The sequence below is a fragment of the Winogradskyella wichelsiae genome, from assembly GCF_013403925.1.
Classification (GTDB): Bacteria; Bacteroidota; Bacteroidia; order Flavobacteriales; family Flavobacteriaceae; genus Winogradskyella; species Winogradskyella wichelsiae.
Genome location: NZ_JABFDJ010000003.1, coordinates 354,714 through 371,480, shown reverse-complemented (window position 1 = coordinate 371,480; position 16,767 = coordinate 354,714). Strand labels below are relative to the sequence as shown.

The 16,767-nt window shown below is 35.0% G+C and carries 11 protein-coding genes; 6 read left to right on the top strand and 5 right to left on the bottom strand.

Annotation, left to right across the window (positions count from 1 at the left end; all coding sequences use genetic code 11):
- Window position 1 precedes the first annotated feature (1 nt).
- Window positions 2-1,525, bottom strand: a complete 1,524-nt coding sequence (locus tag HM985_RS08900) for an alpha-L-fucosidase (protein WP_179375917.1) — start codon at window positions 1,523-1,525, stop codon at window positions 2-4.
- Window positions 1,526-1,738: 213 nt separating this feature from the next.
- Between HM985_RS08900 and HM985_RS08895 the strand changes: the two genes are divergently transcribed.
- From HM985_RS08895 to HM985_RS08870, 6 genes are all read left to right on the top strand, one after another.
- Window positions 1,739-4,870 (top strand): TonB-dependent receptor, encoded by a 3,132-nt coding sequence (locus HM985_RS08895; RefSeq protein WP_179375916.1) that lies wholly within the window; start codon window positions 1,739-1,741, stop codon window positions 4,868-4,870.
- Between the two features lie 177 nt (window positions 4,871-5,047).
- On the top strand, window positions 5,048-6,784 hold the full coding sequence (locus HM985_RS08890; protein WP_218843394.1) for an alpha-L-fucosidase: 1,737 nt from the start codon (window positions 5,048-5,050) through the stop codon (window positions 6,782-6,784).
- A 10-nt stretch (window positions 6,785-6,794) separates the two neighbouring features.
- A complete protein-coding gene (locus tag HM985_RS08885; protein WP_179375914.1) occupies window positions 6,795-7,943 on the top strand; it encodes a putative glycoside hydrolase in 1,149 nt (382 codons plus the stop codon).
- Window positions 7,944-7,969: 26 nt separating this feature from the next.
- Entirely contained in the window at window positions 7,970-9,511 is a 1,542-nt protein-coding gene (locus HM985_RS08880; protein WP_179375913.1) for a sulfatase family protein, read from the top strand.
- Between the two features lie 7 nt (window positions 9,512-9,518).
- Window positions 9,519-10,922 carry a sulfatase family protein gene (locus HM985_RS08875; protein WP_179375912.1) on the top strand — a complete coding sequence of 468 codons (1,404 nt, stop codon included), beginning with the start codon at window positions 9,519-9,521 and terminating at the stop codon, window positions 10,920-10,922.
- Between the two features lie 59 nt (window positions 10,923-10,981).
- The gene (locus HM985_RS08870; RefSeq protein ID WP_179375911.1) at window positions 10,982-12,820 is read left to right on the top strand and encodes an arylsulfatase; all 1,839 of its coding nucleotides are present in this window, start codon (window positions 10,982-10,984) and stop codon (window positions 12,818-12,820) included.
- A gap of 113 nt (window positions 12,821-12,933) precedes the next feature.
- Here the strand turns inward: HM985_RS08870 and HM985_RS08865 are convergent, their stop codons facing one another.
- The 4 genes from HM985_RS08865 to HM985_RS08850 form a co-directional block, all read right to left on the bottom strand.
- Window positions 12,934-14,037, bottom strand: coding sequence for a formylglycine-generating enzyme family protein (locus HM985_RS08865; RefSeq protein ID WP_179375910.1), 1,104 nt, complete (start codon window positions 14,035-14,037; stop codon window positions 12,934-12,936).
- A gap of 938 nt (window positions 14,038-14,975) precedes the next feature.
- On the bottom strand, window positions 14,976-15,209 hold the full coding sequence (locus tag HM985_RS17260; RefSeq protein WP_246284985.1) for a hypothetical protein: 234 nt from the start codon (window positions 15,207-15,209) through the stop codon (window positions 14,976-14,978).
- Between the two features lie 431 nt (window positions 15,210-15,640).
- Window positions 15,641-16,240 (bottom strand): hypothetical protein, encoded by a 600-nt coding sequence (locus HM985_RS08855; protein WP_179375909.1) that lies wholly within the window; start codon window positions 16,238-16,240, stop codon window positions 15,641-15,643.
- Window positions 16,241-16,256: 16 nt separating this feature from the next.
- On the bottom strand, window positions 16,257-16,760 hold the full coding sequence (locus HM985_RS08850; RefSeq protein ID WP_179375908.1) for an RNA polymerase sigma factor: 504 nt from the start codon (window positions 16,758-16,760) through the stop codon (window positions 16,257-16,259).
- Window positions 16,761-16,767 lie beyond the last annotated feature (7 nt).

Here is a 16,767-nt window from a genome sequence, read left to right as displayed (position 1 = left end):
ACTATTCTGTAATTATTTTAAAACAAATAGCAGATTGATTTGGGATGTTTTTAAAATCATATGTAATAGCCAAACCCTCTTTGTTTCGGTTCCAGCTGATGATTTCATCACTACCTAACAACTGTATCTCTTTTATCTTTTTTTGTAAAAGCCCATCTTGCTTTAACACCTTAATCAAAATATCTTCTGTTGGTGGTGCTAATAGAAAAGCGTAGAGATTTCCATCTTTTGTGGTAAAACGAATGTCTTTTTCTGAGAATGGCTTTAAATTCTCACCAGCGCGTTTTGTCACAATTTCTAAAGGCCCTTCCCCAAAAGTTTTCCAAGGTCTGGTATTGTAAATACCGTCTTGATTCATTTTTACAAAGGCACCAAAGTCACTAAGCATTTTTATTTGATTTTCAGGAATCGTACCATCGCCTTTTAGCGCCAAATTAATCATTACAATACCATTTTTACTAATGGCATCAATAGCATTACCAATTAAAACATCTAATGACATTTTAGTGAAAGCATCTTTTCTGTAAAACCAGCTTCCAGATAAATCGGTTGCCCATATCCATGGATGCTCTTGTTGTTCCCCAAACATTCCGCGTTCTAAGTTATACGTAAATGCAGCTTTATTCTCTTTAGCATTTTTAAAGGATAAGACAGTGGTTTGTTTGCCGTTATTCTCTTTTAAATCCTTATTTAAATACTCTGAAAATAATTTAACACCCAATCCTTTTCCTGTTTTTATAGACGGATAAGGCGAATCGTTATTAAACATATCTGGATCGTATTTCTCTATTAAATCCCAAGACCGCTTGTACCAATGTTCGTTCCAACTATCTTGACTCGCAAATTCTTTCGTGTCATAATCCATATTAAAGAATTCCCATTCTGGTGTGCCTTTTTTCTGAAATTTCCGAGCCGTTCTAAAAAAGCGAGGTGACCAATATAAGTGTGTAGATACTCCAAATTTTAAATCATGTTTAAAGGCCGCATCTTTCCATTCTCTAAGAATATCTTTCTTTGGCCCCATTTTAACCGAATTCCAAGGAAAGAAGGAATCATACATGTCAAAATTATCGTGATGTGTGGCCACAGGCATTATAAAACGCGCCCCATTTTCTTTAACAAATTTTACAATGGCATTAGCATCAAAGTTTTCAGCTTTAAAGTCTGCTATAAATTTTTCGTAACCAAATTCTGAAGGAGGCCCATAGTGTTCCGTATGCCATTGCGTTAATTTTACCGTTCTAAGTCTGTCTGGTTCATTCCTAGCATCATAATCTTCATCACCATACATTCGTCTTCCGTAGTGTGATCCATCTTCAACTCTGTTTTCGTCTATTGAAGACGGAATTCCCCAATGCATCCAAACACCAATTTTACCATCTTGGAACCATTTTGGCGCTTTGTAGTTTTCTGCCATTGCCTCCCAGTTGGCATCAATTGTTTTTTTTGCCTGCTTCGTTTGACTAAAAACAAAGCAAGTACTTAGTAGAAAAAAAAGAAGGGTAGCGCGTTTCTTTATGAACATACGTTATTATTTATCAGGTACACAAAGTAACCATTTACTAATTTAGTAACGCTTCTCTATTCCGTCATTTTTTTGCTGTAAAAATTCATATGCACCGAGATCCCATAGTATTAAAGGGGGTGGTGGAAATGAGAAAATTTTAAAACGAACTGAGCAAGTTGATTGATGTTATTTGATACATATTTGTAACCAATAAAACTAACACATCAAGTCATGAAAAAAATTAACTCTAAAAACTTATTGTTTTTAATTCTGTTGCAATGCTTTATTGGTTTTGCTCAAGAGCACGTTGTTACCGGCAAAATTACAGATGAAAACAATGTCCCATTACCAGGAGCAAGTATTATAGAAAAAGACACTAAAAATGGTGCGACGACTGATATGGATGGTGAATATACTATACTGTTAAAGACTCCTGATGCTGTATTGGAGTTTTACTATTTAGGTTTTAAGACTGTAGAGTATTCTACAGCGGGAAAAACGATTATCAATGTTAAGATGTTAGCTGACTCTGAGTCTTTAAATGAAGTTGTTATTAATGTAGGAATACGTGCTTCGCATTTAGCAGAAGTAAGAGCTAAAAGAGATGCTGCTACTGTAATAGAAGCTATTACACCAGAAGATATTGGGGATTTTTCAGACACTAACGCAGCAGATGCTTTGCAAAGAGTTGCAGGAGTACAAATAGAAAGAGATGTTGATGGGGTTTCTGGAGACAGAGTTTCTATTAGAGGTATAGGGCCACAATTTGTTGGTGTAACAGTGAATGGTCGTACACCTTTATCTGCAGGTAATGAAGGTAAGTCTGATTTTAGAAAGTTTAATTTAAATGTTATTCCTACCGAAATTATTTCGGGAGCAAGAATTCATAAGACAGCCCAGGCAAAAGAAGTTACAACGAATATTGGAGGTTCTGTAGATTTTCAAACTATAAGACCGTTAGACGCAAGATATAGAAAGAAGAATTATTTCGCCAGTATAAATGTAAGAGGCGCCTCTAATACACCAATTGATGACCTTGATTTTGGTCAAAGATTTTCAGGTGTTTATGGAACAAAAATAAATGATAAACTGGGTATTGCTGTTTCAGTTATTTATGCCGATGAAGACAATATAAAAGATGAAACTTCTTTAAGAGGAATTACACAGGGTATAAATCTTACGGATGAAAATGGGACAGAGTATTCTGATGTAATTGTGGGAAGAACCATTAATAATTCATTGTTAAGAAAAAATGAAGTGCGTTTTGCAACATCTGCAGCTATACAATGGAGACCAATAGAAGAAATAGATATGGTATTAGACTATACCCGAACCACTGTAGAAGCTAATTCGGATAGACAGCAATTTCAGATAGGTTTGGGTAGTACAGGAGCTACTCAATTGTTAGGAGGAAACCATATTTTTGATGAAGGAGATCTTGATTTTAATGGAAATATATTAACGTATATAAGTCCTTCTTCAGAGGACAATGCTAGGACTACCATTACGAATGCAAATCAATTTTATGATAATGAGTCTACCAATAATATAATTGGCTTAAATACAACATTTACACCAATAAATAAATTAAAAATCATTTCAGATATTTCGTATTCAGATTTAGATTTTTTTCAAAATTTAACACAAATAACTCACAGAGTTCAAGGACGTAACGGAGGATATGATCAAACAAGTTTAGATATTGATTTGAGAGGGGAACTTCCTAGTTATGGATTACCCGCAGAGGCTTTTGATCCAGCTTCTTTCGACCTTAATAGAGTTTCACGCAGACTTATTAAAACTAAAGGGTATAATTATGCTACAAAATTGGATTTTGAATATGAGTTAGATAAAAAATCAAAAATATCTTTTGGAACTAGATATGCGGTAACTGATTTTGAAGCTAGACAAACAACTTCCTCACATACTGATAGTGATCAATTAGGTGGTCTGTATGGAGGTATTGTAGCGGAACTAAATGAAAGTGGTGCTTACAGTGATCTTTTAGGAGAGATTGCAGGCGTAGGTTTTAATGAAGGCAATGTTGCTGGTTTGGAAAACGGATGGGTTAAAGTCCCTGGACAAGCTGTATTAGATTTATTACCAGGGTATGCTGATATCGATGGAGGGAGTATTTTTGATTTTGATATAGATTTAAAAGACGTAGAGGCAGAAGAAAATAATTTAGGTTTTGATGCTAGAAGATCTTATGGTGCGAATGAATCTAGCACCGATTTTTATACACAAATGGACGTTAAGACAGCGATTTTTAAGCTACCTGTAAGTTTAAATTTTGGAGTTAGAGCTGTAAGAACACAAAATAAATCAAGAGGATTTAGTGGAGTAACATTTGAAGATGCAGATACTGGTGATGATATTGATGAGTTTTCAACAGAGAATTTTTACTATGAAGTAGAAACTTCAAGATGGGACGTATTACCTAGCTTTAATGCTAATTTATCATTAAAAAGGAATGTTAAGTTAAGATTAAGTGCTTATGGAGGAGTTTCAAGACCAAAGTTTGTTGATCTAATTCCAAACAATGAGATTACTTTTCTAACCAATATTGATCCTGCAGATGCAGCAGACTTAGCTAATTCGGGATTAAGAGGAACTATTGTTTCTGGTAACCCTGACTTAAAACCTTATACAGCGTGGATGTATGATACTACTTTAGAGTTTTATACCAATAACGGAGGTGCTTTTATTTTTAGTGCTTTTTATAAAGATCTTAAAAATTATATAGTAAAAGCAGTAACACCAGATCAAACATATCCAGGTGAAGAATTATTAGGGATACCATTACCTGATGGCACAGGTGGTACTGATGATTTGACTGGTTTGTTATTTGATATAACCACACCAATAAACATTACAGATGGCCGAATTTATGGTTTTGAAGTGGGCCTTAATCAACACCTTTCTTTTTTACCTGGTTTTGCAAAAGATTTTGGTATAAAAGCTAATTATTCTTACGTAGAGAGTGAATTTGATGGAGATTTAGGGGAGCAAGCTGATGGTTTTCCTGGTACAGCTAAGCATAATGCTAATGGAACTTTGTATTATGAGCGATCTGGTTTTTCTTTAAGGTTTACGGCTGCTTATAGAGGTGATTACCTGAGTAATTTAGGCGCTATCGGTGGAAATACACGTGCAGATGAACCACACTATACTGAAGGAAGCACAACCCTTGGGATTACCCTTAGAAAGAGTTTATTAAATAAAAAATTACAACTTAGTGCAGGCGTATCTAACCTTACAGGTGAGGATATTCGTAGGTTTCAAGGAGGTGATACTCGAAATTTTTCAGCTTATTATAGTAGAAATCCTATTTGGAAATTAACGATGAGATATAAGTTTTAATAATAATTTTTGAGGATCATTAGGTTGATAAATATAAATGACTCTCAAGACTATATCAATGCCATAAATATTGAAAGTCTGGAAAAGACTTCTAAAAGTTTTAAAATTAATAATAGTACGTATATGTTAAAGAATAGATGTTTTATAGTTTCCGTTTTACTAATCTTAATTAGTGTTTTGGACATAAATTCTCAAGAGAAGGATAAAAAAGGAATGGAAGAAATGTGGGGTGAAACTAGCGTTACTGGTGATGCCTTAAAAAGTGGAAAAGCAAAGTTGTTCGATGAAGGCAACTACGGCATGTTTATTCATTGGGGTTTATTTTCAAACCTAGGTGGGGTATGGGAAGATAAAACCTATTACGGCATTGGGGAATGGCTAATGAGCAAACGTGTGGCCGATATCTCTCCAGAAGACTATATGGAAACGGCAAAAACGTTTAATCCTACGGAATTCGATGCTAAACAGATTGCGCAATTAGCCAAAGATGCTGGTATGAAATATATTATCATTACTAGTAAGCATCACGAAGGTTTCGCGATGTTCGATTCTGAGGCGAGCGACTTTAATATTGTCGATGCCACACCATTTGGTAGAGATCCCATGCACGAGTTGTCTGCGGCATGTAAGGAATTAGGACTTGGATTCGGGTTTTATTATTCTCATAATCAAGACTGGACAGCACCAGGTGGTACTAGAGGTCCTGAAGTTGACGCGCAAGGCAACAAAATGGATTTTAAAGATTACTTCTATAATAAGTGTAAACCTCAAGTTAGAGAAATCTGTACCAATTATGGTGATATAGATTTCGTATGGTTTGATACTCCTGGAGATATGCCAAAAGAATACGTTGTAGAATTAGCCGATATGGTTAGAGAGTTACAACCAAATGCTATGATGTGTAGTAGAGTGGGTTATGGTATGGGAGACTATGCGAGTATCGGAGATATGGAAGTGCCAACTAGAAATGTTGAAGGCCTTTGGGAAACCGCAGACACCAATAACGATTCTTGGTCATATGCTTGGTATGATAATAATTTTAAAAGTCCTAAGAAAATCCTTGGTCGCGTTATTGAAACCGTCGCTAGAGGAGGTACGTATTTATTTAATGTTGGTCCGGATAGCAATGGTGCTATTCCAAATATAGGGATTGAGTTTTTACAAGAATCTGGTCGTTGGATTCAAAAATATCCACAAGTTATTTATGACGCAGGCAGTTCGCCTTGGGGTTTTGCATTGCCTTGGGGAGATGTCACTACAAACGATGAATCTCTTTATTTGTCTGTAAGTGAATGGCCAACGGATGGTAAATTATACTTACCTGGATTGAAGTCTAAAGTAAAAAGCATTTCACTCTTAGATGGAAAAAAAAGCAGTCCGCTTAAATTTTCTAAGGCTAAAGATTGGTTAGTTATCGATGTGCCTTATAAAGCACCAGACGAGTTAATATCTGTAATTGAAGTTAAGCTTAAAGACGCAGAACCTATTGTAGAAACAAACTTAGGTATTTACCCCAATGTGCCGACCAGATTATTAACCGAATTTGGAGAAGCTGAAGGCGCAGAACAAAAAAACGTACGTTGGATGGAAAAATTTGGCGAATGGAAACACGCCAATCAAGTAAGCAATTGGGAAGAAGACGGCATGGTTTGTTGGGAGGTTAATGTTCAAAAACCAGGTTATTATTATCTAGATTTAGAATATAAAGGAGAAGGACGATTGGTTTGGAAAACAACAACAGATGAAGGTATAAAAATTCAAAATCAGCAAGCAGCAACCGATAAGTATGCCTATCGCAGAATGGGAATTTTAGAATTTAAAACGGCAGGTAATCATATAATAAAAACGTCTTTGGTTGAGGGTGATGCGCAAACATCGAGTCTAAAATCTATTAAAATTTTACCAATAAAATAATGTAAGCATCATGAAGTTAACCTTTTTGCATAAAAGTTTATTTTTATTCAGTTTGTTTCTATTACAAGCAGCCTTTTCACAAAGCGATAAGCATTATCCAAAGTTTAGTTGGGACAAAGTTCCTGTAGCTTTTCATTTTGGTAAAAAAGGAAACCTTTTAACAAAATCTGAAGCAAAATTTGTAGCCTCTCATTCTAACTTCACAGTATTAGAAAAGGCACATGGTTTTCCAAAATACAAATATTCAGAAGAAGCTATTGCAGCTGATGCAAAAGTGTTAAAAGATTTAAATCCAGACATGAAAGTGGTATTCTATTGGAATGCTTTTTTAGATTATAATATGTATGAAGCGCATGAAGATTATCAAACAAAATCAGATTGGTGGCTTAAAACAAAAACAGGGGAACTAGATTTAAAAGATGATAAATTAAAGCGCTATGATTTATCTAATTCCGAACTTAGAGATTGGTGGTCTGATATTGCGTTAGACAATTTAAAGAATGATAACATTGATGGTGTTTTCTTTGATGCCTTGGTTCAGGTTACAAATCCAGGTAATAAACGCTTATGGGGAACTGAAAAATTTGATGCCATACAACAAGGGTTAAAAGATTTAATTAAAGAAACTAGAGCTAAAATTGGTGAAGAAAAATTAATCGTTTATAACGGTATACGTTCAACACCTGTTAGAAATAGTGGTAATGATTTTCCGGATTCTACAGATGCCATTATGATTGAGCATTTTGGATATTTTAATAGCAAAACAAAAGAGAGTATGCTTCAAGATATTCAAGAGATGGAAAAAGCAGGTAAGAGCGGAAAAATTGTAGTGTTTAAGACTTGGCCAGAAAATGCATGGGTAAACAAAGGGTTTATGGCTAAATCTGATAAAGAAAAAGCGGAAATTTCTAAAGAACACCTAACTTTTGCGTTGGCTTCTTTTTTAGCTGGTGCACAAAAACATTCGTATATTATCTATAATTGGGGGTATCGCTTAAGTATGGGATCACTTTTATGGTATCCAGAATTTGATAAACCATTAGGGAAGCCTTTGAACGAGATGCAAGTCAATGCATGGATTTTAACACGAGATTATGAACATGCCCGTGTTTGGGTCGATTTAGAAAACAAGAAAGCTACCATTGATTGGAAAGCATGAAAAACCATAAATAAAGTAAAAAAACCATGAAGATTAGTACCTACTGTTATGTTTTCATACTGATGTGTTTAACATCTTGGCAACAACAAACAAAACGAACGGAGAAGGTCAATAAACCCAACATCATTATATTTTACGCCGATGATATGGGGTATGGTGATTTGGCGATTCAAAATCCACAATCTAAAATCCCAACACCTAATTTAGATCAACTCGCTAGAGAAGGGCTGCTCATGACAGATGCTCATAGTTCTTCGGGGGTTTGTACCCCAAGTCGGTACGCCTTATTATCTGGTCGCTATCATTGGAGAGATTTTAACGATATCGTACATGCCATGGGCGAATCTGTTTTTAAAGAAAATCAGGTGACTTTACCTCGGATTCTTAAAAATAACGGTTATCACACCGCAGCTATTGGGAAATGGCATTTGGGTTGGAACTGGGAATCCATCAGAAAAAAAGAGGTTACTGAAAAAATACAAGCGAAACACGGAAAGAGGGATGTCGAAATTTGGCCAGCTCAGGCTTACGACTGGGATCAACCTATTCCTAATGGCCCGTTATCCATAGGCTTTGATTCTTATTTTGGCGATGGTACTATCAATTTTCCACCCTATACTTGGATTGAAAATGATAAGGTTACAGAAGCACCAACAATAACGCTAGAACACCCAAAGGAAGATTTTGCTTTAGAAGGCAACTGGGAGCTAAGACCAGGGCCAGCAGTTAAAGGTTGGGATTTTTATAACGTTTTACCTACGGTTACAAAGTCTGCAGTCAGCTTTATTAAAAAACAAAAAAAAGCGGAAAAACCGTTCTTTTTATATCTGCCTTTTCCGTCTCCACATGCACCAATAATTCCAAACGAAGCATTTAGAGGAAAAAGTAAAGCAGGTCCTTATGGCGATTTTGTATATCAAACAGATGATGCTATAGGTCAGGTTTTAAAAGCTTTAAAATCCATTGGTGCAGATGACAATACCATTGTCATTTTTACATCAGATAATGGCTCAGAGCGTTATGCTTACGATCGTATTAAAAACTACAATCACGATAGTTCTCATCCATTTAGAGGAGTAAAAAGAGATGTTTACGAAGGAGGCCACCATGTACCGTTTATTGTAAAATGGCCAAATAAAATAAAACCAGGGACTACAAGTTCTCAGTTATTTAGTCAAATTGATATTCTAAATACCTTAGCATCTATTACAAATAGTGATTTACCAAAAGGTTTTCAACACGACAGTTATAATTTTTCTAAGTTGTGGTTGGAAGAAAATAAAAAGGTTGTAAGAGCGAATATTATTCATAATACATTTACATCCAAATATGCCGTTAGAAAAGGAGATTGGCTGTATATCAATAATAAAGATGGCTATCACGCCAGAATACCAGAATGGTTTGTTGAAGGACAACGTTTTAAAACGGCTAAGGATACTGTACAGCTCTTCAATCTTAAAGACGATATTGGTCAAACCACAAATTTAGCAAGTCAATTCCCAGAGAAGGTCAAGGAGCTGGCCACAGACTTGCACAATGAACAGAAAACAGAAACGTTTAAAAATTAATTTTATAATGCGCATAAACCCATTAAAAAACATTGTGTTAGGTGTCGTAGTTATGACGATGCTTTCTTGCAACAACACTAAAAAAGAAATTGTAGCAGAGAAAGAAGGTACCATAATAGAAGATTCAAGGCCAAACATCATTTTTATTTTTGCAGATGATTGGGGTTATGGTGATTTAGGTGTTTATGGAAACACGGAAGTCGTGACTCCAAACATTGATAAAATGGCAGCTGAAGGGACACGGTTTACACAGTTCCATGTGACTAGTGGTGTTTGTTCACCAAGTCGATCTTCGGTGATCACAGGTCATTTTCCAGCGAGACATCGCGTTCATGCCCATTTTGCAGGAAATGAAGTCAATGCCAGACGTAACATGCCGAATTATTTAAATGATTCCTTACCCGTTTATTTACCTCAAACCCTACAAAAAGCAGGGTATAAAACCGCACATTTTGGAAAATGGCATTTAGGAGGTGGTGGTCAACCTCATGGAGATCCTTCAGCACCAGAACCTAAAACTTACGGTTATGATGAAGCTAGAGTTTGGAATGGAAACGGACCAACATGGAAAGGAGATCAAAAATGGCCAACCACACGATTTATGGATACGGATACCTTATGGGTACAAAGTTCAAGTCGAATAGCTGTAGATGAAACGATTGATTTTATAAAGGATAATAAAGGCAAACAACCCATGTTTGTTAACCTTTGGCTAAAAGATCCGCACACACCATTATGGCCTTCAGAGGAGCAACGCAAAGATTTTAAAGGCTTATCACCAAGTAAGGAAACCTATTATGCGGTTTTGAAAGATGCTGATTTTCATATTGGACGCTTATTGGAGTCCATTTCAGAAATGGGATTAGATGATAATACCTTAATTATTTTTTCTAGTGATAATGGTCCTGCAGGATGGGGACCTTCTAAAGAAGCAGGTTCCACAGCAGGTCTAAGAGGTCGAAAAGTAGATATTCTTCAAGGTGGCGTTGTGGTGCCTTTTATTGTAAAATGGAAAAATCATGTGGAAGAGAATAAGGTAGATTCGACAAGTGTATTGTCTACAGTAGATTTATTGCCAACCTTTGCTAGCTTAGCAGAAACAGCGCTACCAAAAGACTATAGTATTGATGGAGAGAATATAACATCAATCTTAGAGAATAAAAGTTTTGAACGCACCAAACCTTTATTTTGGGAATGGCGTTTTCCAAAAGTAAAAACAGATCATTGGGCAGAAGGAGCCGTAAGAAATGGCGATTGGAAACTCTTATTTAATGACGCCATTAATAAAGAAGAACTCTATAATATTTCTAAAGACCCGTTTGAAAAAACTAATGTCGCAGAAAATAACGAGCAACTTGTAAGTGAGCTTAAAAGCTTATGGATGGATTGGAAAAAAGAATTGCCCCAATAGATAAAAACGGTTTTGTACAAATGAATAGACATCATCTACTTTTAAAAAATAGAATTAAAATGAATAAAAAAATAATTGTATTAATGGCACTTATGGGATTTGCTTTGTCATGTACATCCCAATCCCAAAAAACAGCAACAACGAAAAAAGCAAAACAACCTAATGTGATTGTTATTATTACAGACGACCAAGGTTATGGGGATTTAGGAGCTCACGGTAACACCTTGGTTAAAACGCCTGCTTTAGACCAATTTCATGACGAATCTGTACGATTAACAGATTTTCATGTGGGGCCAACCTGCGCGCCTTCAAGATCGGGTTTAATGACCGGACGCTATGCGAATAGAGTTGGGGTTTGGCATACCATCGGTGGTGTATCTATTTTAAGGGAGGATGAAGTTACTATGGCTGACGTGTTTCAAGAAAATGGTTACGAAACCGCTATGTTTGGTAAATGGCACTTAGGAGACACCTATCCTTCTAGACCACAAGATAAAGGTTTTAAATACACCATTACGCATGGTGGAGGAGGCGTAGGTCAGACACCAGATTATTGGGATAATGATTATTTTGATGATACCTATTTTAAAAATGGAGTACCTACAAAGTTTGAGGGCTATTGCACCGATGTTTGGTTTGATGAAGCTATAAAATATATTGAAGATAAAAAGGACGAACCATTTTTCGCCTATATTTCTGCAAATGCACCGCACCTTCCTTATAACGTTCCGGAAGCTTATTATAATCAATATAAAGATTTAGACATTCCTGAGTTTCAAAAGATATTTTATGGAATGATTACCAATGTAGATGACAACGTTGCAAAACTTCAAAACAAATTGGAAGACTTAAAAATAGCAGATAATACGATCGTTATTTTTATGACGGATAACGGAACGGCTTCAGGCTATAAAACAGTAGGAGGTAAAAAACACGGTTTTAATGCAGGCATGAAAGGCACTAAAAATAGTGAATATGAAGGTGGACACCGCGTGCCATTTTTTATATCGTACCCTGGAAAGCAGGTTGAAGGCGGTAGAGATGTTACCGATTTAACCGCGCATTTAGATATTTTGCCCACCTTAGCGACCTTGTGTAATTTAGAATTGCCTGAAGGACAAAAAGAAATGGATGGCTCAGATATTTCTTCATTGATATTAGGCACTGAAGAAACCATTGGTAGAGATTATCTTATTACCGATTCTCAGCGTGTGCAAAGTCCTATAAAATGGAGAAAAAGTGCCGTGATGTCAGATAAAATGCGATTGGTGAATGGTAAAGAATTATATGATATTTCTAAAGATCCAGGTCAAGACAATGACTTAGCTGCACAGTTTCCTGAAAAAGTAGAACAAATGCGAGGCTATTATAACGAATGGTGGAGTTCTGTTTCTACAGAGTTTAATCAGTTTCCTATTATTGTTTTGGGGTCAGATCAACAAAATCCTATAGAATTAACCTGTCATGATACACACGTACACGATTCTAAAATTCCGTGGAATCAGAATTATATTAGGGAAGCGCAAAAGAATCCTGTTGGAGGTGAATTTACCGTAGCCTTTGAACAGTCAGGAACTTATACGATTGAATTGAGTAGATGGCCTTTTGAATCTAATTTAGCCATTAATGCGGCTTTAGAAGGCAAAGAAGGTACCATTTCTACAGAAGCAATTGCAGAAGGTAGAACGATGAATTTTAAATCTGGTGGCGTAAAAATTGGAGCTTGGGAACAAACTAAGACTGTAGAAAAAGATGCAAAAGTCATAAGTTTCAAAGGTAATTTTACTGAAGGAGAAACCGATATGAGTGCATGGTTTACAACCGCTAAAGATGAAGATTGGGGAGCGTTTTATATTAAAGTAACTAGAGTATCAACAGACTTTTCTTTGATAGACTAACCATTCTATAGATTACGTTTTACAGAACAATTGTTATTGTAAATCGTTTTATGAACTAAAAAAAGGGAACGCCAGCGTTCCCTTTTTTTAGTTATTCATGTGAGTAAAGTGTGTTATTCTTTAGATGCTAGCATCTTTGATGTTGCAACTGTTCTAAAGCCCATATGATCGGATCCTGAATCTACTGAAACCCCCATTTTAGCTGAAATTCTAAAACTTGCACAATACGAGGCGTGGCATAAAAAAGAGCCACCTTTCATCACGTGTTCTACTTGATACGGATTATTAGGATTGAAATGTGTATCAGGGCCTTTAGGATTTACAATAGGTTGAGACGTATCTAACTCACTATAATATTTTACATTAAAAAAATCACTGGTCATTTCCCATACATTTCCAGCCATATCATATAACCCAATACTATTTGCAGGATACGATTTTACTGGAGAAATAAATTCAAAACCATCTTGAGACTCATTATTTGTAGGAAACACCCCCTGCCACGTATTCGCATTCGCATCTAATTTTGCAGCATCATTGCCCCAGGTAAATATGGTATTTGTATTTTTACCTTGGGCCGCAGATTCCCACTCTGCTTCAGTTGGTAAACGTCTATTAGCCCATTCACAATAGGCTATAGCATCTTGGTAGGCCACATGGACTACAGGGTAATCATCTTGACCTTCAATCGTAGAGTTTGGTCCATCAGGATGCCTCCAATTCGCTCCTGTTCTCCAAGTCCACCATTGGCCATAGTTCTCCATGTTTACCACAGCATTTACACTTTTATTGAAAATTAAGCTTCCGGGCTGTAGAATAGAATCATGTGGTTTTGGTGTGTTGGGGGGTAATTCTTTTTTAATTTCTTCCCAATCAATCTCACGCTCTGCTATGGTTATATAATTTGTAGCCTCTACAAACGCCTTAAATTGCTTATTAGTAACTTCAGTAATATCTATAAAAAAACCATCAACAGTAACCCAATGCGCCGGTTTTTCTCTAGGCATAGCATATTGATCCGCATCTTTTGCTCCTTGTAAAAAGGTTTTTGTTTCAACCCATACCATGCCTTCAGGTGCTTCTATTTTTGAAATTGGTTTGGTTTCAGATTCTAATGATGTTTTACCCTCTTGGTTTTTACAGCTATAAACGGTTGAGAAAAGTAATAAAATGATCGAAAAATAAGTGAACTGGTTTGTTCTGTTTTGATAATGCATATGGGAATTGTTTTAATATAATTATTCAGAATGATCGCCTTATGGTCATAACGTGATTATTGAATGGTTGTTCTTTAAATGATTTATTCTTCCGAGTGTAAATAAATTAAATTTGAGTCATACTATAGCAAATTATGGCAAATGTTTTTTTGTTAATTTTTTACTATTAATTCACAGATGTTAATGTTTCTACTTAAAAAATAAGCCCTTGATTTTGTGCTTTAATTTTCAATTCAACACTATAAATTCCTGTATTAAAAATGTTCATATTACTATTTTTTGTGGTGTTCGACCTCTCCAAAAGGCTTTATAATCCTAATTTAGCTTGTCTGTCGTAAATTGCAGTTATTCATTGTATTGTTCAGGGTGCATTATGGGGGCAAAAGCGAGTCGGTAGGTTCTGCAAAAAAGTTTCGTTTTGTACCTTTAATTGAAAACTACCTCAGCCAATAAAAGCTCAAGGTGTAAAGTAATGTAGTTGTTTCGTCATGATATTAGTGGGGTTATAAATATATATCAAAAATAAGTATACCAGGTCATTTTACTTTACTTAAATAGCCCAAATACCTACTCAATTCGTGTAAAATGCTTTAATTTTAAGATCTCAAACAATTACCGTTGGTTGTTGTGACCTGCTTTTTACGTTTAAAGATTGGTAAATTGTAAAGAAGCCGCCGTAAATCTTGTCTCTACCAATCTTAATATTAGCCTCATTAAAATTAGCTTTAAGTTCTGTATGTCGTTTAATTCTACCAGTTTTAGAGCCTATTTTTTTTACGGTAGTCCTTAATCATTTTTTGAGAATAGATTACTTTTCCTGTTGCGTTTTTAGTCTTTTGTAGCAGGTTTATTTAGATATCCCACTTAAGCGTAGCAGATGCATGAATTCTTATAAAAAATAGTATAAATTACATGAATAAAACATCCATAGAGCCATTTTATTTTATACGCTGTCTTTTCTTTTGCTCTATCTCTTTTGCTACTGTTTTGCGTAACGCTTTTTTTGACATATCGACACCTGTAATGAGTTGCATATCAGTAGTAATGTCTTGTTGAAAATCTTTTTGAAACTCAAGTTCTTCAATCTTTTCCTTTAACTTTTTAATGGATTCATTATTTTCTATTTTTAAAGGTATTTGTGATGAGCTTCGCAGTTCATCGTTTTTATTCATATCTGTATTTTGTTGTACTAAGATTCTGTATGTACTTAACCAACAGGAGATAGTTGTTCTGGGAATGTTATATTCTTTAGAAAATTGGATGTTAGATAGTTGACTGCTAAATATTTGGTTAACGACTAAAAGTTTGGTTTCTAAAGTTGCTTTTTGATAACTTTTTTTCGCCAGTGTTTATTTTGTGTTTTCATAAATGACTGTAATTAACGGTTTAATTTTTAGTCAACCTATTTCAGGAAAATTCAGGGTCATAATTATGCACAACGCGTTTGTGTATAGTTTACTTCGTCTGTTCGCTGCGCTCGGGTGTTGCGTGGTTTAGCAACTAATTTAATAAACACTTACGAACCCGTGAAGACTCTGCAGGAATTTTCGCAAGTAGGGAAGAACCTAGCCATTAATTATACACGGGTTGTTGGTGTGTTTTATTATTCAACATCAAATTCTTTCAAGATTTTTTCAAGATTTTTAATATGCACACCGTACAATTTATTAGACCAAGATACTGTCATTAAATATATAAGTATAGCTATTACTATATATCCAAAAATATAAAGAATAAGTGTTGTATTTGCCATATTTAATAGGATTAAATCATTATATACTTTCTCATCAATTTTTACCGAACCAAGAAATATGCTCGCCATAGCTAGTGGAAGTAACAGGCTCCCTGAAATTATTGCGGTCTTATATACTTCTAGTGTTAATTTGAGGTCATAAATAAAGGCTACTACAGTTTCTTTACTATTATTGTTTAAACTGATATATTTGGTTAAAAACCAACTCATTTTTGCTAAATACCCCAAAGTAATAAGACTGGTTATGAACATAAATATGTAGTAAACAGTTTTTGGTAATCGATGCATTTCCAGAAAACTTGGGACGGCAAAAAAGATTACAATTAAAACGAGTTGTGTGATAATTTCACTTTTCATACTCTTCCTTACTTTTTGGATAGGCATCTTGCTAGTTTCTATATCTTTCATACTTACTGGAATTTTACTGCCATCCATACTTTCGGAATTCATTTTTTGTTTAATATTTTCAAAATTCATATCCTTGATTTTTTATTATTTCTTGTAATTTACTTTTTGTTCTATTTATTTTTACTCTAACATTAACTTCTGAAAGGCCTAAATTATCGGCTATTTCTTTTCCAGATAAACCATCAATAAATTGAAGGATTAATGCTTTTTCAATTTTATTTAATTCTTTTACCGCTTTATAAAAACAAGCTAACTGTTGGTCTTTTTCATTATTATAATCTTCATGTGCAATAGGATCAATTTTTTTAGAATTATAGTTGTCTGGTTTTCTTTTTTCTTTTTTAAAGTATACAATTGCCGTGTTTAATGCCACTCTGTACATCCAAGAAGAAAAGGCACTATTCCCTTTAAATGTCCTTAGCGATTTCCATAATTGCAGAATGATTTCTTGAAATAAATCTTGCTGGTCTTCAGTATTATCAAAGTACATTCTAGATACTTTATAAAGAATCCCTTTATGAGTATTGATTGCAGTTAAAAATTCTTGTTCCGTTAATTGCATAAATTTC

Bases quoted from the DNA above. Each gene is read 5' to 3' on its own strand.
- HM985_RS08880 (WP_179375913.1), top strand. From the start codon at position 7,970: ATGAAGATTAGTACCTACTGTTATGTTTTCATACTGATGTGTTTAACA.
- HM985_RS08885 (WP_179375914.1), top strand. From the start codon at position 6,795: ATGAAGTTAACCTTTTTGCATAAAAGTTTATTTTTATTCAGTTTGTTT.
- HM985_RS08870 (WP_179375911.1), top strand. From the start codon at position 10,982: ATGAATAAAAAAATAATTGTATTAATGGCACTTATGGGATTTGCTTTG.
- HM985_RS08855 (WP_179375909.1), bottom strand. From the start codon at position 16,240: ATGAATTCCGAAAGTATGGATGGCAGTAAAATTCCAGTAAGTATGAAA.
- HM985_RS08900 (WP_179375917.1), bottom strand. From the start codon at position 1,525: ATGTTCATAAAGAAACGCGCTACCCTTCTTTTTTTTCTACTAAGTACT.
- HM985_RS17260 (WP_246284985.1), bottom strand. From the start codon at position 15,209: ATGAATAAAAACGATGAACTGCGAAGCTCATCACAAATACCTTTAAAA.
- HM985_RS08865 (WP_179375910.1), bottom strand. From the start codon at position 14,037: ATGCATTATCAAAACAGAACAAACCAGTTCACTTATTTTTCGATCATT.
- HM985_RS08875 (WP_179375912.1), top strand. From the start codon at position 9,519: ATGCGCATAAACCCATTAAAAAACATTGTGTTAGGTGTCGTAGTTATG.
- HM985_RS08850 (WP_179375908.1), bottom strand. From the start codon at position 16,760: ATGCAATTAACGGAACAAGAATTTTTAACTGCAATCAATACTCATAAA.
- HM985_RS08895 (WP_179375916.1), top strand. From the start codon at position 1,739: ATGAAAAAAATTAACTCTAAAAACTTATTGTTTTTAATTCTGTTGCAA.